This is a genomic window from Sulfitobacter sp. PM12, from assembly GCF_045586035.1.
GTDB lineage: Bacteria > Pseudomonadota > Alphaproteobacteria > Rhodobacterales > Rhodobacteraceae > Sulfitobacter > Sulfitobacter pontiacus.
The window spans coordinates 1224170-1248381 of the sequence record NZ_CP151529.1; the positions used below are offsets into that span (position 1 = coordinate 1224170).

Sequence of the window (24212 nt, forward strand, 5' to 3'; positions counted from 1 at the left end):
GCCGGCAGGATTATTCCGGCGTGGTCTCGTCCGTCCGGGCCAAGCGGCGCACAAAGCTGACGCCCGTTTGACGGCGCAGCATGCGTCGGGATTTATGCTTTAGGCCGACTTCTTCCAGCACCTTGGGGTTGCGGTAATGCACCGTGAAGATATCGCGATCTTCGGGCAGGGGCTCCCCCCGTATCTTGCCGCCCAGGATATAATGTTGCTCTTCCGCCAGCGGGTTCCATGTCAGGCCCGCACGGCGGATGGCGACAGGAAGGCTCATCTGATCAAGATAAGGGCGTCGCTTTTCCAGCGTGTCGATCTCGTCAATCCGTCGGGCCGTCTCGTACCAGACATCGGCAAACCGGCCCTGTGGTCCTTCGGCTTCGGGGAAAAGGACGAAACCGGACGAGAAATAGGGCACTTTGGGGCGGCGCGACTGGCGCATCAGATACACACGCTCTTCCGGGATCTCCATATCGAAGGCCCCGTAGATCAGGTCCCAGATGTCTTTCTGCGCCCAATACATACTGGCCGCGACAGAGCAGGAAACATGGCCGGATTTGACGATATTGTCGATTGTATTGGGGCGGATAAACAAGACGTCGGAATCCACAAAGGCGGAAAACTCGCTCTCGCGGGGCTGCATCGCGGCGATGATCTTGTTGCCGTGGGGATAGGGCTCGCGCCACATGCCTTCCGTTTTCATCGGGCGCAGCTCCGCCCCCATTTTCTCGTGTGCGATGAACACCGAAGGGTGGACGTCGTTCATGCGATGTTCGGGCACATAGCCGATGCAGGCCACGTCTTCGGAAAACTGCTCGCGGATAGAGGCAAGCAGGCTACAGGCCATGATGTCGTAAGAGGGCGGTTCCACGATATAGGTGAGCGTAAGTCTTGGTTTCGCCATTAATCTGCTTCCCTATCTACGGTGCCCGTCCCGCCCGGGCGGTCGGCTCCGGCGGGACTGTCGCGCAAGGCTCGCTTGCACGCCCCAACTGTTTTTCAGGAATGTCTGGTTCTGTCTAGGTTTACGTGACCGATGACCCGCCTGCGCCTTAGCGCAGACGTTGTTCCGTGTTGGCGTCAAACAGCATCGCCCGCTCGGGCGGGATTTTCACGCCAACCTGCGCCCCTTCACGAGACCGGTCGTCGCCGCGTTCCTCGACGATGATCTTGGCACCGGTGTCGGACAGCAGATGAACATAGGACACGCCGCCAAGAGCCTCGGTCATTTCGACGGTAAAGCCTTTGCCTTGGGGGTCAATTTCGATGTGTTCCGGCCGGATGCCGAGGGTGATGTCGCGGCCGTCTTCGGGTGGGGTCACGGGCAGGGCATAGCTGCCGTCCAACCCGTCCAGCACGACCTTGCCGCCGCTGGTGGTGCCATCCAGAAAGTTCATCGCGGGCGAACCGATGAAGCCGGCCACAAAGCGGTTGTCAGGATCGCGGTACAGGTCAAGCGGAGCGCCGACCTGTTCGATCCGGCCCTTGCGCAGCACCACGATCTTATCGGCGAGGGTCATCGCCTCTACCTGATCGTGGGTGACATAGACCATCGTCGCCCCGATTTCCTTATGCAGGCGGGCGATCTCGACGCGCATTTCGACGCGCAACTCGGCGTCGAGGTTGGATAGCGGTTCGTCGAACAGAAAGACTTCGGGGCCGCGTACGATGGCGCGCCCGATAGATACGCGTTGCCGCTGGCCCCCCGACAGGGCGGCGGGCTTGCGGTCAAGATACTCTTCCAGCTTCAGGATCCGCGTCGCCTCGGCCACCTTCTGGGCGATCTCGGCTTTGGGGTGGCCGTTCATTTTCAGGCCGAACCCCATGTTGTCGCGCACGGTCATATGCGGATACAGCGCGTAGGTCTGGAACACCATCGCGACCCCGCGCTCTGCCGGGTCCATGCGGGTCACATCCCGGTCGCCGATGCTCATGCTGCCTTCGGTGGTTTCTTCCAGCCCGGCAATCATGCGCAGCAAGGTCGACTTGCCGCAGCCTGACGGGCCGACAAAAACGCAAAACTCGCCATTTTCGATTTCAAGGTCGATCCCGTGTATCACCTGAACACCGCCATAGCGTTTCACGACATCTTTCATGACGACACCGGCCATATACGACTTCCTTTTATGAGGGGACAGAGGGGGACTGCCAGGATTGCGCCTCGGCCCCGATGCGGGTGGCACACTCAAGCAGGGCAGGGCGAAACGCATTCAGACCGTCCAGCGTATGACGGTGTGTTGCGGTTGCAATGGATACGGCACCCACGACGCGGCCCGCGTCGGTTAGAATGGGGGCGGCGATGCTGATGATGCCGGCCTCGTGTTCCTCGCGGTCAAAGGCGATGCCCTCAGCGCGGATCTGTTCCAGCTCGCGCACAAGGGTTTCGGTGCTGGTATGGGTCGCGTCGGTATATTTCAAAAACGCCTGCTGCTGTAGCGCCTGCGCCTGTGCCTCGGGTTCAAGATGCGCGAGAATCGCCTTGCCGACTCCTGTGCAATAGGCCGGGGCGACCTGACCGGTGCGCGCCAACGTGGCAAAGCGGCTGCTGGCCTGACGCTTGTCGACGAACACGACCTGACCGTTGTCGATCTGCGCAAGGTGGATCGCCTCGCGCAGGCGTTCGCCGAGGGCGCTGATATAGGGGGCGGCAATCGGTGCAAGCGAGGCTTGCGACCATGCGGAATGGGCAAGGCTGACCAGACGGATGCCCGGCGCATAGGTCTGCTGATCCTTGTCATAGCTTAGCATACGTTGACTGGTGAGCGTCTGAAGCAGCCGGTACAGCGTCGGTTTTGGAAACTCCGATGTCTCCAGCAATTCGCGCATGCGGACGGGGCGGCCCATTGCTGTCACCTGATCCAGCACGCTCAGCGCCTTTGCAACAGTCCCGTCGCTGTTCACCACATTCATATCGTTCTCCGTCCCTCAGGGCGCTGCATCCTGTGGGGTCTTTTGACTGACCCATCCCCCATGCGGCGCACCAAACTGTTGACAAGGCTAGCGAGCCTGATCTTATATATCAATATACAAAACTAAGTTTCAAATAATGAGACAGTTTTGGATTGCGGAAGCATCAGGGAGGATACCATGCATTCCATTCTCAAGAGGTCACTCGCGGCTGTTGTCGCTGCGGGGTTTTCAACATCGTTTGCTGTCGCGGACGAAAGTCAGCTTTCAGGGGAGCTCAAGATCACCTCTGACATGTCGAACCCCGCGCCGCGCGCGGTGATGGAGAGCTTGGCAGCTGGTTTCGGAGAGCTGCATCCGGACGTCGATATCGAACTGACGATCGTCGACCGCGAAGCGTGGAAGACGCAGATCCGGAACGCCTTGGGGGCGAACCCGCCCGATGTGGTCAACTGGTATGCCGCGAACCGCATGGGCCCTTATGTCTCTGCCGGGTTGTTCGAAGACATCTCTGATATGTACGCCAACGGTGATCTGCCCGGGCTTGATGCTGTCAAAGGTGCGCTGACCATCGACGGCAAGCAATATGGCGTGCCCTATACCTACTATCAGTGGGGCATGTACTACCGCGAAGATATCTTCAAGGAACTGGGACTGACCGAGCCTGAAACCTTTGAACAAGAGCTTGCGAACTGCGAAAAGATCGTTGCCTCGGGCCGTGCGTGCTATGCCATCGGGACCAAGTTCCTGTGGACCGCTGGCGGCTGGTTCGACTATCTGAACATGCGCACCAACGGCTTCGACTTCCACATGGAACTCGCCCGTGGCGAGGTGCCCTGGACCGATCCGCGCGTCCGCGAAACCTTTGCCAACTGGCGCAAGATCATCGACATGGGTGGCTATGTCGCCGATCACCAATCCTATTCCTGGCAGGAAGCGTTGAACTTCATGATCGAAGGCGATGCGGTGGCCTATCTGATGGGGAACTTCGCCGTTGCCGCGATGCGCGAAGGCGGCCTGGACGACAGCCAGATCGACTTCTACCAGTTCCCGAAGATCGCGGATGTGCCACAGGGCGAGGATGCCCCGACCGACACGTTCCACATCCCGTCAGGCGCCAAGAACAAGGAAAACGCCCGCGCGTTCCTTCAGTATGTGACATCGGCTGATGTGCAGACCAAGATCAATGCAGGCGACGCCTTGGGGCAGCTGCCCATCAACTCTGAATCCTCGGTCGATAAGGACGAGTTCCTCGAGCAGGGGTTCGAGATGCTGAACACCAGCGCCAAAGGCGGTGTGGCCCAGTTCTTTGACCGCGACTTCAGCGCCGAGATGGCCAGCGTCGGCATGGAGGGGTTGCAGGAATTCATGGTGGTTCCGGACAACCTTGACGACATCCTCGAGCGTCTCGAAGAAACGCGTCAGCGCATCTACGAATAACGCTAAAGCGTCGCGTCCTCCCGCATCGGGGGGGCGCAACCCACCGCCTCAATCCATTCGCAAGCCCGCCGACGGCCGGTTTTCGCATGTGTTGATTTACCGGAGACCACGGCATGGCTGCAACAACACCGCCCCCCGCGCGCAGTTGGTACAAACGCAACGAGATCGCGCTGACGCCGTGGCTTTTCCTGCTACCGGCGATGCTGTTCTTTGCGGTCTATGTGATCATTCCCATCGGCCAAAGCGTCGCGATCAGTTTCTACCAGTGGGACGGACTGGGGGAGAAGACCTTTGTCGGCACCGCGAACTATGAAAGGTTGCTGGGGATCGGCGACCAGAAGATGGACCGCAAGTTCGAGATCTCGTTCTGGAACAACCTCAAATGGCTGGTGCTGTATTTGCTGGCGGTGCCTGCGGGGCTGTTCATCGCCTTGTTCCTGAACCAGACCGTGCGCGGCATCCGTATCTACAAGTCTTTGTTCTTCTTTCCTTTTGTCATCTCCCAGGTGGTCGTCGGGCTGGTGTTTTCGTGGTTCTACCTGCCACGCGAAGGGCTGCTGAACGCGATGCTGGCGATTTTCGGGGCAGGGCCGGTGAATATCCTGGGCGATCCGTCTACGGCAACCTACGGGATCATCGCGGCGGGGCTGTGGCCGCAGACGGCCTATTGCATGATCCTTTATCTAACGGGTCTGAATGCGGTGGACCCGGAACAGATCGAGGCCGCGCGACTGGACGGGGCCAAGGGGCGCAAGATGCTGTGGTACATTATCCTGCCGCAGCTCAAGCCCGCGACGTTCATCGCCTTTGTCGTCACCATCATCGGCGCGCTGCGGTCGTTTGACCTGATCAGCGTCATGACCAACGGCGGCCCCTTCGGATCGACCCGCGTGCTGTCGTTCTACATGTTCGAAGAAGCGCTGTCCGAGTTCGGCTTCCGCATGGGCTACGGCTCTGCCATCGCGGTGATCCTGTTCCTCATCATGCTCGGGTTCATCGCCTATTTCCTCTATGCCATGTGGCGCGAAGAGCGGGAGGCTCGCTGATGTTCCCTACACCGATCGCCAAACAATCGCGCAGCCGCCAGCTGACCTATCAGACGTTGCTGCCCGTCGCGCTGATCCTGTGGCTCTTGCCGCTGATCGCGGTGGCGCTGTTCTCTATCAAGCCGGGGTCGGATTTCGCCGCCGGGAACTACTGGGGATGGCCGTCCAGCTTCGAGGGGCTGACGAACTACGGCAAGGTCTTCTTTGAAAGCAATATGCCGCGCTATCTGATGAACTCGATCTTTATCACGCTGCCCACTGTGCTGGGGGCGATTGCGCTGTCCAGCATGGCGGGGTTCGCCTTGGGGATCTACAAGTTCAAGGGCAACCTGCTGATCTTCTTCATGTTCATCGCGGGTAACTTTGTCCCGTTCCAGATCCTGATGGTGCCCGTGCGCGACCTGACCATATCGCTGGGGATGTATGACAGCATTCAGGGGTTGGTCCTGTTTCACGTGGCGTTCCAGACAGGCTTTTGCACGCTCTTCATGCGCAACTTCATCCGCGCATTGCCGTTCCCCTTGATCGAGGCCGCCCGCGTCGAAGGCGTGGCCGAGTGGCGCATCTTCTTCTTTGTCGTGCTGCCACTGATGAAGCCCGCGCTGGCTGCGCTGGCGGTATTGGTCTTTACCTTCATCTGGAACGATTATTTCTGGGCGGTCGTGCTGACCCAAGGGCCAAGCGCGCAACCTGTCACCGCGGGCATCACCGAATTCAACTCGCAGTTCCGCGCAGCCTATCACCTGATGAGCGCGGGATCGATCGTCGCCGCCTTTCCGCCGGTCGCGATGTTCTTTCTGATGCAAAAACACTTCATCGCCGGTCTCACGCTTGGCGCAGTAAAGTAGAGAGTTATGACACAGACCTACCGCCTTGATGACGGGCACCAGACGCTTGTTCTGGCCTCTGCGCACGACCGCTTGCCGCAGGTGGTCTATTGGGGCAGCCCGCTGCCGGACGGCGAAAATCTGGAAGAGATCTGCGCCGCCCATGCCATCGACGTGACCGGCGGCATGCTGGACGAGACCCCTGATCTGTCGCTGTGCCCCGAAGCCGGGCGTAGCTTTCCGGGGCAGGCGGGGATCGCGGTTGCGCGCGCCGATGGCACGCCGCTGCGCCCCGTGTTTCACCTGCGCAACGTGGTGCAGGATGCAGGGCTGCGGTTCGTCTGCGCGGCACCGGACGAGGGGCTGACGCTGACCTTGGACTTTGCGGTTGATGCGGGAACCGGCGTGATCACCTGCCAGACGACACTGGAGGCCGCGCAGCCCGTGCGCCTGCACTGGCTTGCCGCGCCGGTCATGCCCGCGCCGCAGCCGAGTACAGAGATGATCGACGTCTCGGGCCGATGGTGCGGTGAATTCCAGTTGAACCGCACCCCGTGGCGGGCAGGCATCCACGCGCGCGACAACCGCACGGGTCGCACGGGCCACGAACACTTCCCCGGATTGCTGATCCCGACCACGGGGGCCACGAACACCCAAGGGACGTGCTACGGGTTCCACTATGGCTGGTCGGGCGGTCATACGATGATCGCCGAAGAGCTTCAGGACGGGCGGCGGCAGGTGCAATGGGGCCATGCGGCTGGCACCCAGGACGCCCCCGCGACACGGTTTCAGACGGCACCGCTTTACCTGACCTACTCAGACACCGGCCTGAACGGCTGTGCCGTCAGCTTTCAGCGTCATCTGCGCGACCGCATCGTGACATGGCCCAAGCCCGACGCCCCGCGCCCCGTCCACTATAACTGTTGGGAAGCGGTGTATTTCGACCACGACTGGTCTGTCCTGACCGATATCGCCAACCGTGCTGCCGCTTTGGGAGCAGAGCGTTTCGTGCTGGATGACGGCTGGTTCGGACAGCGCGACGACGACACCAGCAGTCTGGGCGACTGGATCATCGATCCGCGCAAATACCCCAAGGGGCTGACCCCGCTGATCGACCATGTTCAGGGCTTGGGGATGCATTTCGGCCTCTGGTTCGAGCCCGAGATGATCTCGCGCGATAGTGACCTCTACCGCGCCCACCCCGATTGGATTCTGGGCCCGCAGGACCAGATAGAGGGGCGTCAGCAGCTCGTGCTGAACATGGCGCTGCCGCAGGTCCAAGATCTGCTCTACGACCGTATCGCCACGGTGCTGCGCGACAATGCCATCGACTATATCAAATGGGACCATAACCGCGTGTTGCCCGCACCCGACGCGGCGCAGACACGGGGCGTCTATGCGCTGCTGGACCGGTTACGCGCCGATTTCCCGCTGGTCGAGATTGAAAGCTGCGCGTCAGGCGGAGGGCGGATCGATTTCGGGATCATGGCGCGGACCCAGAGGGTCTGGCTGTCGGATAGCAACGACGCGCTGGAACGGCTTCGCATCCAGCATGACGCTGCCTTGTTCCTGCCCGCTGCCGTGACCGGCAGCCATGTCGGGCCCCGCCACTGCCACACCTCTGGCCGCACGCTGGACATCAGCTTTCGCGCTTGGGTCGCCGCGCAGCGCCACATGGGGTTCGAGATGGACCCGCGCGAGCTGGACGCCCGCGAAACCGATGTGCTGAAACAGGTCACGCAGTGGTGGAAGGACAATCGCGGATGGATGCGCACCGCGGATATCCTGCGGCTCGACAGCGCTGATCCGGCGGTGATCGCAGAGCAGCAACAGGCCACCGATGGGATGCGTTTCGTGGTGTTCGCAGGCAAGGCCGCGACCTCGGCCCAGATCTCACCGCGCCCGCTGCGGCTGACCGCACTTGCCCCGCAAGCGCGCTACCGGATCACGCTGGCAAACCGCGACGAGGCGGTCGCGCTGTCACGGGGCGATGCCGCGCTCAAGACCCGCGATCTGGTGCTGTCGGGCCAGTACCTCATGAACCATGGCGTGACCCTGCCATGGTCGTTCCCTGAACGCATGTGGGTCATTGAAGGAACACGGCTATGACAAAAGAGAAACGCAACCGCGCTTGGTACGGCAAGAATGATCGGGACGGGTTCATTCACCGCAGCTGGATGAAAAATCAGGGCTTTCCCGACCACGCGTTTGATGGCCGCCCCATTATCGGTATCTGCAATACATGGTCCGAACTGACCCCGTGCAATTCCGGTCTGCGCGATCTGGCCGAAGGGGTGAAGCGCGGCGTGTGGGAGGCAGGGGGCTTTCCGGTCGAATTTCCGGTGATGAGCCTTGGCGAGACCCAGATGAAGCCGACCGCCATGCTGTTTCGCAACCTGCTGGCGATGGACGTCGAAGAAAGCATTCGCGCCTATGGTATCGATGGGGTGGTTCTGCTGGGCGGCTGTGACAAGACCACGCCGGGTCAGCTGATGGGCGCGGCAAGCGTCGATCTGCCGACGATCGTTGTCAGCTCCGGCCCGATGCTGAACGGCAAGTGGAAGGGCAAGGACATCGGCTCTGGCACGGATGTGTGGAAGTTCTCGGAAGATGTGCGCGCGGGCGAGATGACCTTGCAGGATTTCATGGCCGCTGAATCCGGCATGAGCCGGTCCAAGGGCGTATGTATGACGATGGGCACGGCCTCTACGATGGCAAGCGTGGTAGAGGCGATGGGGATGTCACTGCCCACCAACGCCGCGCTGCCTGCCGTTGATGCGCGCCGCATGGCGCTGGCGCATCTGACCGGCAAGCGCATCGTCGAGATGGTCGAGGAAGATATCAAGCTGTCGCAAGTCGTTACCCGCGCCTCTATCGAGAACGCTATTCTGGCCAATGCCGCTGTCGGCGGGTCGACCAATGCCGTGATCCATCTGCTGGCCATCGCGGGCCGCGTCGGCATCGACCTGACGCTCGATGATTTCGAGCTTGGGTCGGATATCCCGCTGCTGGTCAACTGCATGCCCTCGGGTAGATATCTGATGGAGGACTTCTGCTATGCGGGCGGGATGCCCGTGGTGCTGTCTCATCTGCGCGACAAGCTGCGGCCCGCGCAGACCGTCATGGGCGGGGATATCCTTGCCTATGCCGAAGGGGCTGAATGCTACAACGAGGATGTGATCCGCCCGCTGGATAATCCGCTACGCCCTGCGGCCGGGTTGAAGGTCCTACGCGGCAATATCGCGCCCAACGGGGCGATCGTGAAACCCTCGGCGGCGACGGACGCCTTGCTGGAACACGAGGGCGAGGCATATGTCTTCGAGAATATCGAGGATATGAAAGCCAATATCGACCGCGAGGATCTGCCGGTGACCGCGGATACGGTTCTTGTGCTCAAGGGCTGCGGCCCAAAGGGGTACCCCGGTATGCCCGAAGTCGGCAATATGCCGATCCCCGCGCGTCTGGTCAAAGAAGGCGTGCGCGACATGGTCCGGGTGTCCGACGCGCGTATGTCCGGCACCGCCTATGGCACCGTGATCCTGCACGTCAGCCCTGAATCCAACGCAGGCGGCAATCTGGGGCTGGTACAGACCGGCGACCGTATCCGGCTGTCGGTGGGGCAGGGCACATTGGACGTGCTTGTCTCTGACGAGGTGCTGGCAGAGCGCCGCGCTGCCTGGGTACCCGAACCGCCCCGATACGACCGCGGCTATGCCAAGCTCTATACCGAGACGGTATTGCAGGCAGACAAAGGCGCGGACCTTGATTTTCTGGTGGGTAAAGACACCCGCCCCGTCACACGGGAGAGCCACTGATGACCCTGAACGCAACATTTCCCGATCTGCGCGGCCGGTCGGTATTCATCACCGGCGGCGGCGCGGGGATCGGTGCCTTTCTGACCGACGGGTTTCTGGCGCAGGGGGCCAAGGTCAGCTTTGTCCAACGCAGCGACGCCACTGCGTTTTGCAATGAGATGGAAGAAAAACACGGCCAGCGCCCCTTTGCGCAGACCTGCGATATCTCGGATATTGCGGCACTTCGGTCCAGTCTGGCCGCAGCCGCCGATGAACATGGCCCTGTCACGGTTCTGGTGAACAACGCCGCCAATGATGCCCGCCACACCGCCGAAGAGGTCACCGAAGACTTCTGGGACCAGTCGCAGGCGATCAACCTCAAGTCCTATTTCTTCGCCTGTCAGGCCGTGGTCGCAGGGATGCGCGCCGCGGGCGGCGGGGCCGTGGTGAACATGAGCTCGATCTCGTATATGATGGGAAATGCTGGCTATCCTGCCTATACGACCGCCAACGCCGGCATCAACGGGATGACCCGTTCGCTGGCGCGGGAATTCGGGCCGGACAAGATCCGCTTTAACGCGCTGGCACCGGGGTGGGTGTTGACGGAAAAACAGATCGAACAATGGGTCACGCCCGAAGCACTGGCGGCGCATATTGACCGGCAATGCCTTAAGGATACGTTGAAGCCGCAAGACATCGTGGATGCGGTGCTGTTTTTATCCTCTGCCTCCAGCCGCATGATGACGGGGCAGTTGATGGCCGTCGATGGCGGCGTCGTGGTCACCGGATAGGAAGGGATACCGTGCAACACTACGCTGAATGGATCGCTGTCGATTGGGGCACGTCAAACCTGCGGGTCTGGATGATGGGGGCTGATGGCAAGCCTTTTGCCTCTGACAGGTCTGACAAGGGGATGGGGGGGCTGACGCAGGACGGGTTCGAACCTGCCTTGCTTTCATTGATAGACCCCTACCTAAATCCGGACCATGTGACCCCTGTGATCTGCGCGGGTATGGTGGGCGCCCGCGAAGGCTGGCGCGAGGCCCCCTACGTCGCCACGCCCTGCGCGCCTCCGGATGCGCGGGCGGCGGTTGCGGTAAAGGCCCATGACCCGCGGATCGCGGTCCACATCCTGCCCGGCGTGAAACAGATGGCTGCCCCTGACGTGATGCGCGGCGAGGAAACCCAGATCGCAGGGGTGCTGCACAGTCAGCCGGCGTTTGACGGCATCCTCTGTCTGCCCGGCACCCACACCAAATGGGTCCACATCAGCGCGGGCGAGATCGTGAGCTTCCAGACCTGCATGACCGGCGAGATCTTCGCGCTGCTGGCCAGCCAGTCGGTCCTGCGCCATTCGGTCACCACGGCAGAGTGGGACGAGGACAGCTTTATCGACGGCGTCACGCAGGCGATGGACAGCCCGCAAAGCTTCGCCTCCAGACTGTTTGGCCTGCGTGCAGGGGGGCTGTTGCAGGGCACACCTGCAGGGTCGGCGCGGGCGCGGCTGTCAGGGCTGCTTGTGGGGCTAGAGCTGGCCGGCACGCGCCCCTATTGGCTGGGCCGCCATGTCGCCATTCTGGGCGCAGACAGCGTCGCCGCGCATTACCGGTGCGCATTGGCCGCACAGAGTGTGCAGGCCGAAACACTGGATAACGCGGGTCTGACGCTGGCGGGCCTGACCTCTGCCTATCGTTCATTGAAAGGGGCCCTTGTATGAGCCGCAATATCATCGCCATTCTGCGTGGCATCCAGCCGCATGAGGCCGCCGACATCTGCGCCGCCTTGATCGACGCAGGCATCACCCGCATCGAGGTGCCGCTGAATTCGCCAGAACCGCTGAAATCCATCGAAACGATGGCCCAAACCTATGGGGCCGACGCGTTGATCGGCGCGGGCACGGTGTTGGACGTTGAAAACGTCGCGGCGGTGGCGGCTGTGGGGGGGCGGATGATTGTCTCTCCGAATGCGGACCCTTCTGTTATCACGGCAAGCAAGGCGGCGGGCATGATGTCCTATCCCGGTGTGATGACGCCCACGGAATGTTTTGCCGCGCTTAAGGCCGGGGCCGATGGGCTCAAGCTGTTTCCGTCGTTCCTGCTGGGGGTCGAAGGGCTCAAGGCGATCAGGGCGGTGCTTCCGGCGCAGACCGAAACCTATGCGGTTGGCGGCGTCGGTCCGTCGAATTTTGCGGAATGGCTTGCGGCTGGGGTGACGGGCTTCGGCCTTGGGTCCAGCCTGTATAAACCGGGGCAAAGCGCGGCGGATGTGGCACAAAGCGCGCGCGCGGCGGTAAGCGCCTATGACAAGGCGACCCTCTCTTGAACGCGACACTCTTTGATGCGCGGACGTGCGCGTTGGGCGAGGGGCCGCTGTGGCACCCCGAACGCGGCCAGCTGTTCTGGTTCGACATCCTCGGCAAAACCCTGATGTCGCGGCAGGGCGACAAAACGCTGTCGTGGCGGTTTGACGAATGCGTCTCTGCCGCGGGGTGGATCGATAGGGATACCCTGCTTGTCGCGTCCGAAACCGCGCTGTGGCGGTTCGACCTAAACGGAGGGGAGCGTTCCCTCGTCGTGCCACTCGAGGCGGATCAGCCGCTGACCCGGTCAAACGACGGGCGCGCCGACCCGTGGGGTGGTTTCTGGATCGGGACAATGGGCTTCAACGCAGAGCGGGGGGCGGGGGCGATCTACCGCTACTATAAAGGCGCGCTCCGACAGCTTTTCGCGGAGATTACCATTTCGAACGCGATCTGCTTTTCGCCCGATCGACGATTTGCCTATTACACCGACACGCCCACGCGCCAGATCATGCGCGTGCCCCTTGATGCGACAGAAGGCTGGCCCTCGGGACCGCCAGAGGTGTTTGTCGATCTTAAAAAAGACAAGCGTAACCCCGACGGCGCGGTTGTCGATAGCGACGGCTGCCTGTGGAACGCGCAATGGGGGGCCGCGCAGGTCGCCCGCTACAGCCCCGATGGCACCTTGTTGCAGACCGTTGATGTTCCAGCAGCGCAGGCCACCTGTCCGGCCTTTGGCGGTTCGGATCTGCGGACGCTCTTTGTCACCTCAGCCGCGCAGGGCCGCGACGGGGCGGAGGATGGCCAGACCTTCCAGCTTGCCTCGGACGTGCGAGGCCAGCGGGAACACCGGATAATTTTGTGAGGCGTGATGAAACGAACCCTAGGGACTTGCTATTACCCTGAACAATGGCCCGAAGAGATGTGGGAAACCGACGCCCGCCGCATGGTCGAAGCGGGCCTGACATGGGTGCGCATCGGCGAGTTTTCATGGAGCAAACTAGAACCGCAACCCGGCCAGTATGACTGGGCGTGGCTGGACCGCGCGATCGAGGTTTTGGGGGCTGCCGGTCTGCGGGTTGTGCTGGGCACCCCCACCGCAACCCCGCCCCGCTGGATGCTGAAACGCCACCCCGACATGCTTGCCGTGGATATTGAAGGGCGTCCGCGCAAGTTCGGTTCGCGCAGGCACTACTGTTTCAGCCACGAAGGCTATCAGCAGGAATGCGTCACGATTGCCACGTTGATGGCCAAACGCTATGGCGCGAACCCCCATGTGGCGGCGTGGCAGATCGACAATGAATACGGCTGCCACGACACGGTGATCTCGTATAGTGATGCGGCAGCCCATGCTTTTCGGGGCTGGCTGGAACAACGCTACGGTACCCCCGCCGCGCTGAATGCCGCGTGGGGGAATACGTTCTGGTCGATGGACTACGACAGTTTCGACGACATCGACCCGCCCAATCTGACCGTGACCGAAGCCAACCCTGCGCATCGTCTGGCGTTCCGGCGGTTCAGCTCGGATCAGGTAGTGGCATTCAACCGGCTTCAGCTTGACGTGATCCGCCAGCACAGCGCCGCCCCCGTGAGCCATAACTACATGGGCCGGATCACCGATTTTGACCATTTCGCAGTGGGTGAAAATCTTGATATCGCCACATGGGACAGCTACCCGCTGGGCTTTCTCGAGGATCGGGTGGGCGCGGATGCGGCGCAGCAGCACCGCTATGCGCGGCAGGGCGACCCTGACTTTCAGGCGTTCCACCACGATCTTTACCGCGCCGTGGGCAAGGGACGCTGGTGGGTGATGGAACAGCAGCCCGGCCCGGTCAACTGGGCCCCGCACAACCCTGTGCCACTGGCCGGTATGGTGCGTCTGTGGACATGGGAGGCCTTCGCTCACGGGGCCGAAGCGGTGTGCTATTTCCGCTGGCGACAGGCCCCTTTCGCCCAAGAGCAACTGCACGCCGGCTTGCTGCGCCCCGACAGTGCCGACGCCTTCGCGATGGCGGAGGTCCGGCAGGTCGGCGCAGAGATGGCCAAGGCTCCGGATGTGCAGCCCGCGCAGGCACCGGTCGCGCTGCTGTTCGACTATGACGCGGATTTCGCATGGGCGACCCAGCCCCATGGTGCGGATCTAAGCTATTTCGGGTTGGTCTTTCACACCTACAAGGCGCTGCGGCGTCAGGGGCTGTCGGTCGATATCCTGCCCGCCACCTGCCGCGATTTTGACGGCTACGGGCTGGTGATGGCACCGGGGGTGATGCACATGCCGGACGCTCTGAAACAGGCGCTGGCGCGCAGCGCGGCGACGGTCATCTATGGCCCCCGCAGCGGCGCGCGCACGTCCGAGATGGCGATCCCCGTGCCGCTGCCCCCCGCAATCGACGGGTTGGACGTAACGGTCACGCAGGTCGAAAGCCTGCGGCATGACATCTTCGTGCCGCTGGAGGGCGGTGGGAAAGTGATCCGCTACCGTGATGTGCTGGACGGCACGGCAAAGGTCATCTTGCAGACCGCTGACGCAGAGCCGGTTGCCATGCGCGACGGGCAGCAGATCTATCTGGGGGGCTGGCTGGATGAGCGCACGCTCGACCAATTCATCGGCGGGCTGTGCGGCGAGGCAGGTATCGACGTGCTGCCGATGCCCGAAGGGGTGCGTACCCGCACGACGGGGGGCGAACGGTTCTGGTTCAATTATTCAGATGCAGAGGTTGCCTGCCACGGTGTCGAACTGCCCGCCGCGGGCGTTCTGCGTGTGCCGCTCTGACCACAAGGGCGCGGCTCAAGAGACCGGATACCGCCGCGTCATTGGCGGTATCCGGTGCGTCACTTTACCAAGATGTGATGACGGTCCCGTGGTAGCTTTCGTCGATGAAGGCTTTGATCTCGTCCGAGTGATACGCCTCTAGCAGGGTCTTCACCCACGGCGCGTCTTCCTTGCCTTCTTGCACAACGATCACGTTCACATAGGGGTTGTCGGCGCTTTCCATCGCGATGGAATCCTCTTTGGGGCTAAGGCCCGAGGCGATGGCGTAGTTGGTGTTGATCAGCGCCGCATCCAGATCGGCCAGCGAACGGGGCAGCTGCGCCGCGTCAAGTTCTTTGAACGACAGGTCTTTGGGGTTCTCGGTGATGTCCAGAACGGTGGGCACCAGACCCGCAGCGGGGTCGACCTTGATCATGCCAAGCTGTTGCAGCACCAGCAACGCGCGCCCGCCGTTGGTGGGGTCGTTCGGGATGCCAAAGGTTGCGCCTTCTTCAAGCTCGGCGATATCGGTGATCTTGTCCGAATAGATGCCCATCGGCGTGGTGATCGTGTTGCCCACAACCGCCAGCGCAAAGCCGCGGTCTTTCATCTGTGCCTCAAGGTAAGGCACGTGCTGGAAGGAGTTCGCCTCGATGTCGCCATCGGCCAGCGCCTGGTTCGGCACCACATAGTCAGAGAATTCGACAACGTCGATCTCAAGGCCCATCGGTTCGGCCACACGGGCGACCTCTTCCATGATCTCGGCGTGCTCGCCGGGGGAAACGCCGACTTTGATCTGCTCGGCCATCAGCGATGTCGCCATAAGCGCGAGGGTAGAGGTCAGGGTCGCAATGCGTAGCATGTATATGCTCCTTTAACTGGGAAACGAAATTGGGAGGAGGAGACGGGCGCTATTGCCCGCCGCTTTTGGTGGCGCGTTTGTCGACAGCGGCTGCGATGCGTTCGCCGATCGATTGCACAAGCTGCACCAAGACGATGAGGATGATCACGACAACCGCCATAACGTCGGGCATAAACCGCTGATACCCATAGCGAATGCCCAGATCGCCCAGACCTTCGCCGCCCACGGCACCGACCATGGCGGAATAGCCGATCAGGCTCACGATGGCGAGGGTGAGGCCAAGCGTGATGCCGGGCAGCGCTTCGGGCAGCAGCACCTTGCGGATGATCTGCAACGGGGTCGCCCCCATGGCGCGCGCCGCCTCGATCAGGCCGGAATCAACCTCGCGGATCGCGTTTTCCACCAGACGCGCGATGAAGGGCACGGTGGCGATCGTCAATGGCACAATCGCGGCTGTCGTGCCGATCGACGTGCCCGCAACCATCCGCGTGAAGGGGATGATCGCGACCACCAGAATGATGAACGGCACCGACCGCGTGGCATTGACCACCAGCCCGAGCACCTTGTTGACCCACGGGGCCGACAGCAGTTCGCCGCGTTGCGAGGTCGCCAGAAACAACCCCAAGGGCAGGCCAAGCAGCGTCCCTAGCAGCGCCGAGATGGCGACCATATAAAGCGTCTGGCCCGTGGCCTCGATCAGTAGGTTGATAAGGTTAGCCGACATAGCCAAGCACCTCCGTCATAAGCCCGTGGCTTTCCAAAAATGAACGCGCCTCTGCGGCCTTGGCCACAGGCAGCGATACCAGCAGGTTGCCGAAGGGGCGGGTGCCGATTTCCTCGACCGCGCCGGCAAGGATATTGACCGGAATGCCCATGTCCTGCGTCAGCCGCGCCAGCATCGGGTCGGTGGCGTGTTGGCCCGCAAAAGTCACGCGGATCACCTCTTCGCCGCCCTGCGCGGGGGCGTTTGGGACCAGACGATCCTTGACGAAAGCGGGCAGGGTGACGCCGGTCACCCCCGACAGGAAAGACCGCGTGGTCGCATGCTGAGGCGCGGTGAAGATATCGTAGGTCTCGCCATGTTCGACGATGCGGCCCCCGTCGATCACGGCGACGTGGCTCGCGATGTCACGGACCACGGCCATCTCGTGGGTGATCAGCAGAATGGTCAGCCCCAGCTCGCGGTTGATGTCCTTGAGCAGCGACAGCACCGTTTGCGTCGTTTCAGGGTCCAGCGCGGATGTCGCCTCGTCCGACAGCAGCACTTTGGGGCCGGTGGCCAGTGCCCGCGCGATGCCGACGCGTTGTTTTTGCCCGCCCGACAGCTCTGCCGGATAGCGAGTGGCGTGCGCGCTTAGTCCGACCCGTTCGATCAGGTCGGCCACGCGGGGTTTGATTTGCGAGGACGGCACACTGGCGATTTCCAGCGGTAGGGCGATGTTGCCCGCCACGCTGCGCGAGGCCAGCAGGTTAAAGTGCTGAAAGATCATCCCCACATCGCGGCGGATCGCACGCAGCTTGGACCCTTTTGCAGCCCCCACATTCTGCCCGCCCACCAGAACCGAGCCCGTCGTAGGCCGCTCGATCCCGTTGACCATGCGCAGCAGCGTCGATTTGCCAGCCCCCGACCGTCCGATGATGCCGGTGATCGACCCTGGCGCCATCGCCAAAGAGACGCCTTCAAGCGCCGTGACAGTCGTGCCGCCGGATTTGGAATAGGCTTTGCCCACGTTCTCAAACGTGATCGAAGCGCCGTTGGGTTCTGTCATGATCGGTCCAGCCTGCGGTCGGTTGCGGTGGCGCCCGTAGACAGAAAGGCAGGGGGTATTGCAAGCGCAGTTTTCGCATACCCGCCCTGACTTTACCGATGTGCTGAACGCTAGGTTTTCACAGGTCCAGCACCAGATGCCCCCCCGCTGCCGCCGCGCGCGACTGGCAGGTGATCAACGTGGTTTCACGCTGCGCCTGTGACAGCACATAATCGCGGTGATCGGCGTCGCCCTCGACCAGCCCGCAAGCGCAAACCCCGCAGATCCCGTCGGCGCATTTCACATCCACGGGCACGCCTGCCTCTGTCAGCATATCCGACAGGCTGCGGTCGGCGGGGACGTGGATGTCTTTGCCGGTCTTGGCCAGATGGACCGTAAAGCTGTGGTTCTCGCGCGGGGGGGCTTCGGGGACGGCGAAATATTCGATGTGACACTGATCCTCGGCAAAGCCCGCGCGCGCGGCGGCGGTCATCGCGGCCTCCATATAGGCGGGGGTGCCGCAGGCGTAGGCATGGCTGCCCACAGGATGGCCCGACAGGATCGTGTCAAACTCTGCCCGACTGCCCTGATCGCTGACGTGCAGCACGGCATGGGCGGCCCAAGGGGCGGCAGCGATCTCTGCCGCAAAGGCCAGATCAGCGGCGGTGCGGGCAGAATAATGCAGCGCGAAGTCGCGGCCCAAATGGTGCAGGCGGTGCGCCATAGCAATCATCGGGGTGATACCGATGCCACCGCCCATCAACACGCTGAAGGGGGCGTCTTCGGTCAGGGGGAAATGGTTGATCGGACGCGCCGCGAAAATCTTGCGCCCCTGCGTGAAGATACGGTGCATCAGAGCGCTGCCGCCGCGGCCCTGATCCTCGCGCTGGACGGCAATGACATAGCGCGACCGGTCCGAGGGATCGCCGCACATGGAATATTGGCGCAGGTACTCGGGCGCGATCACCACATCCAGATGCGCCCCTGCCTGCCACAGGGGCAGATCGGCCCCGTCGGGATCGCGCAGTTCATATCGCGTGATGCCGTCGCTTAACACATCCGCGCGGGTGACGGTCAGCGGCAATACCGGACTATCCGCCAATGGCTTGAGCGCAGGGACCAGCCCTTGCGTGTCTCCGCTTGCGACCCGCGCGCGGTGTGTGGCGGCGGGGATCATCGCGCCATAGGCGCGGATGCCGGCCTCGCGGTCCATCGGGTCGGGGTAGGGGTAGGGATGCGGGGCAAGCGGCGCAGGGTAGACGGCCAGCGTCTGGTCCGTCGCGCGCAGCTTCAGGTCTTTTTGCAGACCGCGGGTGTTCACCGGCTTGTCCGTGGGGCGGTAGCCGCCGTCATCCTGCACCTCCAGATCCCACCACCATTTCTTGACGGGGTTGATGTCGCCACGGTCCAGCAGATCGTCGAGCTTGGCCAGCGCTGGCGCGGTGGCGGGCAGCTTCATCGCGGTCCAGCGCCACACGCTGTCGGCCAAGATCCCCTCAAGGTTCCACGGGCAGGTCTTCATGCAGCGCCCGCACATGGCGCCGCCCTCGGTCGTGATCCGGTATGTGGCGCATTTCTGGCTGTCGGATTTCCAGATCTCGTAGCCGTTGAACATCAGCTTCGGCCCCGCCGTGATCGCCCCCGAGGGACATTCCCGCGCGCATTTCTGGCAGCTTTCGCAGAATTTCTGCAGGCCGAAGTCGATCGGCTTGTCATGGGTCATCGGTAGGGTGGTCGTCACCGCGCCCGATTTCAGACGCGGGCCGAGATAGGGGTTCAGGATGACTTCGCCGATGCGGCTGACCTCGCCCAAGCCCGACAGCAGCAGCAGCGGGGGTTGCAGCACATCGCCATCCATCACCGTATGCGCCTTGGCCGGATATCCCAGATCGCGGATCAACCGCGCCAGCACGCCGCCCACAAGGCTGAACCGCAGATAGGCGCGCATGGATTGCGCCACGCTGATCCAGTCATCGCCCGAAGCCCCCTCCATCGTGTCGAAACCCTGATCAATAACGAGGCTGATCGCCTGATCATGGGGCGGGTCGATCGCGGTGCCGGTGGCGTCGTGGCTGTACCACGCCCAATCGGGGCAACGGCTGACGCCCACGGCATCGGCCCCCAGGAAATAGGCAACCGCCTTGACCATCTCTGCCGCCTGTTGCGAGGCTAGGGCGGTTTGCGTTTCGGCAGCTTGCCCGTCTTGCAGCAGGCCAAAGGCCCCAAGCGCGCGCCGCTGCGCCATAGAGGTCGGCGTCTTGCGGATGTAGCGCCCGCCGGTGGCCCCGTCTTGCAGCTTTTTGCCCATGTCCCCGAACAGCGCACGGCTGAACATATCGGTGCGTTTGGGTAGGCGCGGGATGCGCGGTTCGTCCATATAGGTCGTGGGGCTGTCCACGCGCTTAAGCTTTTCGAAAGGCTGCGCGCCATCGACAAAGCGCCGCTGTGCATAGGCGGGCGGCGTGCGGGGCAGGGCGGCGGCGGCCAGAGGGCGATCACAGGCCAGATCCATCGCCATGGTGACGGCGGCCAGCGAAAAGCGCGTGCCGAAAAAAGGAGCGGTCAGGTGACCGTCTTGGGGCAGCGCCAGCCCCGCCGCGACCGCCAGCTGGTTCAGATCCACATCGCTTGCCGTCATCGTGTGCCCGCGCGCCGGACGCCCCAGCAGGCGGATGTAATTCGACAATACCGCCGCCGATTCCGCGGCCAGTAGAGACGACCGGTGATCCTCCATCCCCGCGATCCATGTCGCACCGGGTTCATCCTGTTCGACTGCGCGAGGATGCGCGAAAAGCAGTACCAGCGCATGGGTATGGCCTACGATATCCGTCTCGGGTGCGGTGACGGAGTCGCGCAGGTCAGCCATGATCGCATCCACACCAGAGGCGAGCGTTTTGACCTGACGCGTCTGCAAATCCTGCGCCAGCCGCGCCACATCCGCATTGCGCAGGGGCTGTGCCAGATTGTGGTCGGGGGCTAGCTTGCAAATCCCCACCATCGTCGCATCGTTGAAATGGGCAAACGCCTTGAGATGCTGCGCCCGCTCGGTCAGATCGGCGGGGATCTCGGCCAAGGCCTTGTTCACCAGGCCCTCGCGGATCGCATCCAGCATGGCGCGGTGATCCCGCGTCGCTTGGGCCAGCGGACGCGCGTTCTCCGTCACTCCCAAGGGGGTGAAGGCCGGCACCGGCCCCGAAGCACCCTCCGCCCGCCGCAGCTTTTCAGTCGGGTAGGCACCCATATGGATGGGGCGGTTTTTGCGGGAACGCAGCCGTGGAGTCATGGGTATTGCCTCTTAATTCGGCGTTATAGTTGTCCTAGATCAACTATTTTGCAAGCAAACAGTAGCGGTGCGGCAAAAATGAAGTATTCATGCTTTATGACCGGACCCGAGAACACCTCTGCCGCTGCCTCCTATCGTCTGCACGACAGGCTGGGCTTTCGCGTGTCGCGGCTGGCCGCGGTTATGCGTGCCAGTCTGGATGCAGAGCTTTCGCAGCTTGGGCTGACACGGTTGGAATGGTGCGTCTTGGCCAGTATCGCGCTGGAAGGCATCACCGCGCCCTCCGGTATCGCCGAGAATATCGGCATCACCCGCCCCACGGCGTCGCGGACGTTCAAGCAGATGCGCGACAAAGGCTGGCTGGTGCAGAACCTGACAGAAGGCGACGGGCGCGCCCGTGCGATCACGCTGACCGAGGCGGGGCAAGACCTACTCGCGCGTGCGCGGGTGCTGGTCGACGCGCATCAGGCGCGGTTTCTGGACAAGCTCGCCCCCCAAGCGGCGGCGCATTTCCTATCCGCGCTGGATAGGCTGCTTGAAGGGGTTCACGACCGGTTCGACGATCCGTAAGGTGTTTCAGGTCACCACGGGAAAGACGTTCGACTGCTTCAGCACGCCATAGGCAAAGCTGGAATCAATCGACGCGATGCCGGGGATGTTGTGCAGCTTGTGGCGCACGAATTCTTCGTAGCTTTTCAGATCCTCGACCAGCACGCGCAACAGATAATCCTCGCTGCCGGTGATGACATAGCAATCGAGGATCTGTTCGGTCTCGTGCACCTTCTTCTCGAACAGTTTTACCACGTCGCCCGTGTGGCTGCTTAGCCGGATGCGCACCAGCGCGGTCACGGGCAGCCCGTACGCGCGCTCATCCACAATCGCGGTATAGCCCTTGATCACGCCCTTTTCCTCAAGCGCGCGGGTGCGCCGCAAACAGGGTGAGGGCGACAGATTCACCTGAGCTGCCAGATCCTGATTGGTCAGACGCCCGTTACGCTGCAGCGCTTTGATGATCTCGCGATCTTTACTGTCCATCTTGGCCCTCTAAGGGCAGGATATGCCCCAAATTCATAATATCGCGCAATCATTAGCAAGCATCTGCCCGTGGATACAGCGTAAAACAGCGCAAATACAACGCGCAGGACGAATATGCTCAGTTCCCCCTCACTGCCCGCCGCACATGGACTTGGTCCGCGGCAGATCCCCCTTCGGCCCCTGGTTGGCTATCTCGCGATTGCGGTGACCGTGCTGGTCTGGGCGGGGTTCGCGCTGTCCACCCGTGCCGCCAGCGGGGCGCAGCTGACGTTTGGCGATGTTGCGCTGATCCGGTCGGGTATTCCGGCGCTGTTCTTTTTACCCTTCCTGCCAAAACGTATCGCTGTGTTAAGGCAGTTGCCCGCGCATCGCTGGCTGATGATCGCGGCGGGGGCGGGGCTGCCGTTCTTCTGGCTCGCGGCTATGGGCGGGGCGCAGACCTCGGCCACGCATGTGGGGGCGTTGATTGCCGGGACGACACCGGTGTCGGTGGCTGTTCTGACGTGGGTGATCTACCGCCAGCGCCCCGCGGTGATGCTGCCGCTGGGGATCATCCTTGTGGGGGTGGCGGCGCTGATCGGGGCCTCGGGCAATTTGGCGGCAGGCAGTTTGACCGGCGTGGCGCTGCTGCTGTCGGCCAGTCTGCTCTGGGGGTGCTATACTTTGGGGCTGCGGGGCAGCGGCTTGGACCCGATTGGCTGCGCGCTGGTGCTGGCACTGCCGTCCACGCTGGTGCTGCTGCCGCTGCTCGCCACGGGGGGGCTGCCCAGCAATCTGACGCAGGTGCGACTGGCCGAGGCGATGCCGTTCATCCTTGCCCAAGGGGTCGGTGTCGGCCTTGTGTCGAGCCTGACCTATGCCATCGCCATCGCCCGCCTTGGCGTCGCGAAATGTGCCGCGATCGGGTCGCTCGCCCCTGCGATTGCGGCGGTGCTTGCCGTGCCGCTGCTGCACGAGGCCCTGACGCTTGGCACGATTTTGGCCGTTCTCATCATTTGCGCCGGCGTCATGCTGGCCAACCGCCCCAAGGAGTAACCCCGATGCTCGACGCGCTTGCCGCCCTTCCCGAAGACCCGATCTGGGGACTGACCTCTGCCTTTCGCGCCGACCCGCGCGCCCACAAGATCGACATGGTCATCGGCGTCTACCGCGATGACAAAGGGGCCACGCCGAATATGAAGGCGGTGCGCATGGCCGAACTCGCCTTGGCGCAGGACAGTGCGCCGAAAACCTACCGCGCTTTGGCGGGCAATGCGGTGTTCAACGCGGGCATGGCGCGGCTGGTCTTGGGCGATGCGCCCGCGCGGATCGCGCGCAGCCATGTGATCCAGACGGTCGGCGGGACAGGTGCCCTGCGCGTGCTGGGGGATATGCTGGCCAGCCTGCGCCCCGACACCACGGTCTGGAGTACGAACCCCGGCTATGTGAACCACCGTCCGATATTCGAGGGGGCCGGGCTGACGCTGCAGCTGTATCGCTGGCAGGCCAAGGGCGACGCGCTGGATCTTGACCGCGTGCTCGCGGATCTGGCGGCGGCAAAGCCGGGGGATGTGGTGCTGCTGCACGGCTGCTGCCACAACCCCACGGGCATCGATCCCGATGCGGATATGTGGCATGCGCTGGCCGGATTTTGCGCGGCGCGAGGGCTGATCCCGTTGATCGACATTGCCTATCAGGGCTTTGGCCGCGGGCTTGACGCAGATGCGGCGGGGCTTCGGGTGATGGTCGATGCGGTGCCCGTGGCGATGGTTGCGGCAAGCGGGTCCAAGAACATGGGGCTATATTGCGAACGTATCGGGGCGGCGATGGTGCTGGGGCCGGATGCGGCGTCCATCGCCCATGTGGGTCGCCACCTAGAGACATTGACCCGCGCGAATTATTCGATGCCGCCCGAACATGGTGCCGCTGTCGCCTGCCACGTCTTTGACACCCGCACCATCTGGGAGGAAGAGCTCAACAGTATGCGCGCTCGTGTCCAATCGCTGCGGCAGCAATTGGCAGATGCGCTGGCCGCGATAGATGCGGCCCCCGCATTTCAAGCGCTGCGGCACCATCAGGGGATGTTTTCCCTGCTGCCCCTCGCGCCCGACCAGATGGAGAGCCTGCGCCATGACCACGCGATCTATGGCACGGCCAACGGTCGGATCAATATCGCCGGTCTGCGCAGCACGCAGATCGAACAGGTCGCGGCGGCGCTTCGGGAGGTGTCACAGGCGTGACGCTGGCCC

At 62.7% G+C, this 24212-nt stretch carries 21 protein-coding genes; 13 read left to right on the forward strand and 8 right to left on the reverse strand.

Translation table 11 applies throughout. The annotated features are described in order from the left end of the window. Nucleotides 1-10 precede the first annotated feature (10 nt). From AADW22_RS05850 to AADW22_RS05860, 3 genes are all read right to left on the reverse strand, one after another. Nucleotides 11-895, reverse strand: coding sequence for a hypothetical protein (locus tag AADW22_RS05850; protein WP_132996972.1), 885 nt, complete (start codon nt 893-895; stop codon nt 11-13). Nucleotides 896-1043: 148 nt separating this feature from the next. Further along, nucleotides 1044-2102: an ABC transporter ATP-binding protein gene (locus AADW22_RS05855; protein WP_005852113.1), complete on the reverse strand. Its 1059-nt coding sequence runs from the start codon at nt 2100-2102 to the stop codon at nt 1044-1046. A gap of 13 nt (nt 2103-2115) precedes the next feature. After that, complete coding sequence (locus AADW22_RS05860; RefSeq protein ID WP_009826389.1) at nt 2116-2901, reverse strand: IclR family transcriptional regulator; 786 nt, start codon at nt 2899-2901, stop codon at nt 2116-2118. A gap of 177 nt (nt 2902-3078) precedes the next feature. Between AADW22_RS05860 and AADW22_RS05865 the strand changes: the two genes are divergently transcribed. From AADW22_RS05865 to AADW22_RS05910, 10 genes are all read left to right on the forward strand, one after another. After that, nucleotides 3079-4338 carry an ABC transporter substrate-binding protein gene (locus tag AADW22_RS05865; RefSeq protein ID WP_407474446.1) on the forward strand — a complete coding sequence of 420 codons (1260 nt, stop codon included), beginning with the start codon at nt 3079-3081 and terminating at the stop codon, nt 4336-4338. Between the two features lie 113 nt (nt 4339-4451). Continuing rightward, nucleotides 4452-5384: a carbohydrate ABC transporter permease gene (locus AADW22_RS05870; RefSeq protein WP_005852117.1), complete on the forward strand. Its 933-nt coding sequence runs from the start codon at nt 4452-4454 to the stop codon at nt 5382-5384. Next, a complete protein-coding gene (locus tag AADW22_RS05875) occupies nt 5384-6232 on the forward strand; it encodes a carbohydrate ABC transporter permease (RefSeq protein ID WP_407474447.1) in 849 nt (282 codons plus the stop codon). Before AADW22_RS05870 ends, AADW22_RS05875 begins: the two co-directional genes overlap by 1 nt. Before the next feature lie 6 nt (nt 6233-6238). Beyond that, nucleotides 6239-8320, forward strand: a complete 2082-nt coding sequence (locus tag AADW22_RS05880; RefSeq protein WP_407474448.1) for an alpha-galactosidase — start codon at nt 6239-6241, stop codon at nt 8318-8320. Continuing rightward, nucleotides 8317-10026 (forward strand): IlvD/Edd family dehydratase, encoded by a 1710-nt coding sequence (locus AADW22_RS05885; RefSeq protein WP_407474449.1) that lies wholly within the window; start codon nt 8317-8319, stop codon nt 10024-10026. The genes AADW22_RS05880 and AADW22_RS05885 overlap by 4 nt, the downstream gene beginning before the upstream one ends. Beyond that, on the forward strand, nt 10026-10796 hold the full coding sequence (locus tag AADW22_RS05890) for an SDR family NAD(P)-dependent oxidoreductase (RefSeq protein ID WP_037943678.1): 771 nt from the start codon (nt 10026-10028) through the stop codon (nt 10794-10796). Before AADW22_RS05885 ends, AADW22_RS05890 begins: the two co-directional genes overlap by 1 nt. 11 nt (nt 10797-10807) lie before the next feature. Further along, the gene (locus AADW22_RS05895; RefSeq protein ID WP_407474450.1) at nt 10808-11722 is read left to right on the forward strand and encodes a 2-dehydro-3-deoxygalactonokinase; all 915 of its coding nucleotides are present in this window, start codon (nt 10808-10810) and stop codon (nt 11720-11722) included. Continuing rightward, entirely contained in the window at nt 11719-12327 is a 609-nt protein-coding gene (locus AADW22_RS05900; protein ID WP_132996968.1) for a 2-dehydro-3-deoxy-6-phosphogalactonate aldolase, read from the forward strand. The genes AADW22_RS05895 and AADW22_RS05900 overlap by 4 nt, the downstream gene beginning before the upstream one ends. After that, nucleotides 12324-13169, forward strand: a complete 846-nt coding sequence (locus tag AADW22_RS05905) for an SMP-30/gluconolactonase/LRE family protein (RefSeq protein WP_407474451.1) — start codon at nt 12324-12326, stop codon at nt 13167-13169. Before AADW22_RS05900 ends, AADW22_RS05905 begins: the two co-directional genes overlap by 4 nt. Nucleotides 13170-13175: 6 nt before the next feature. Next, complete coding sequence (locus AADW22_RS05910) at nt 13176-15077, forward strand: beta-galactosidase (protein WP_407474452.1); 1902 nt, start codon at nt 13176-13178, stop codon at nt 15075-15077. A 64-nt stretch (nt 15078-15141) separates the two neighbouring features. On the opposite strand, the gene AADW22_RS05915 is transcribed toward AADW22_RS05910, so the two are convergent. From AADW22_RS05915 to AADW22_RS05930, 4 genes are all read right to left on the reverse strand, one after another. After that, complete coding sequence (locus tag AADW22_RS05915; protein ID WP_037943683.1) at nt 15142-15918, reverse strand: MetQ/NlpA family ABC transporter substrate-binding protein; 777 nt, start codon at nt 15916-15918, stop codon at nt 15142-15144. Nucleotides 15919-15967: 49 nt separating this feature from the next. Beyond that, nucleotides 15968-16642 carry a methionine ABC transporter permease gene (locus AADW22_RS05920; protein ID WP_009826399.1) on the reverse strand — a complete coding sequence of 225 codons (675 nt, stop codon included), beginning with the start codon at nt 16640-16642 and terminating at the stop codon, nt 15968-15970. Next, entirely contained in the window at nt 16632-17687 is a 1056-nt protein-coding gene (locus AADW22_RS05925; RefSeq protein ID WP_407474453.1) for a methionine ABC transporter ATP-binding protein, read from the reverse strand. The genes AADW22_RS05920 and AADW22_RS05925 overlap by 11 nt, the downstream gene beginning before the upstream one ends. A gap of 118 nt (nt 17688-17805) precedes the next feature. Beyond that, nucleotides 17806-20949, reverse strand: a complete 3144-nt coding sequence (locus tag AADW22_RS05930) for a 2Fe-2S iron-sulfur cluster-binding protein (protein WP_407474454.1) — start codon at nt 20947-20949, stop codon at nt 17806-17808. Between the two features lie 96 nt (nt 20950-21045). Here AADW22_RS05930 and AADW22_RS05935 point away from each other — a divergent pair, with 96 nt between their 5' ends. After that, a complete protein-coding gene (locus tag AADW22_RS05935; RefSeq protein ID WP_407474455.1) occupies nt 21046-21519 on the forward strand; it encodes a MarR family winged helix-turn-helix transcriptional regulator in 474 nt (157 codons plus the stop codon). Between the two features lie 6 nt (nt 21520-21525). On the opposite strand, the gene AADW22_RS05940 is transcribed toward AADW22_RS05935, so the two are convergent. Continuing rightward, the gene (locus AADW22_RS05940; RefSeq protein WP_037943687.1) at nt 21526-21984 is read right to left on the reverse strand and encodes an Lrp/AsnC family transcriptional regulator; all 459 of its coding nucleotides are present in this window, start codon (nt 21982-21984) and stop codon (nt 21526-21528) included. 114 nt (nt 21985-22098) lie between these two features. Between AADW22_RS05940 and AADW22_RS05945 the strand changes: the two genes are divergently transcribed. Next, nucleotides 22099-23019, forward strand: a complete 921-nt coding sequence (locus AADW22_RS05945) for a DMT family transporter (RefSeq protein WP_260005074.1) — start codon at nt 22099-22101, stop codon at nt 23017-23019. Nucleotides 23020-23024: 5 nt separating this feature from the next. Further along, nucleotides 23025-24203 carry an aromatic amino acid transaminase gene (locus AADW22_RS05950; RefSeq protein ID WP_407474456.1) on the forward strand — a complete coding sequence of 393 codons (1179 nt, stop codon included), beginning with the start codon at nt 23025-23027 and terminating at the stop codon, nt 24201-24203. The last annotated feature ends 9 nt before the right edge of the window (nt 24204-24212 follow it).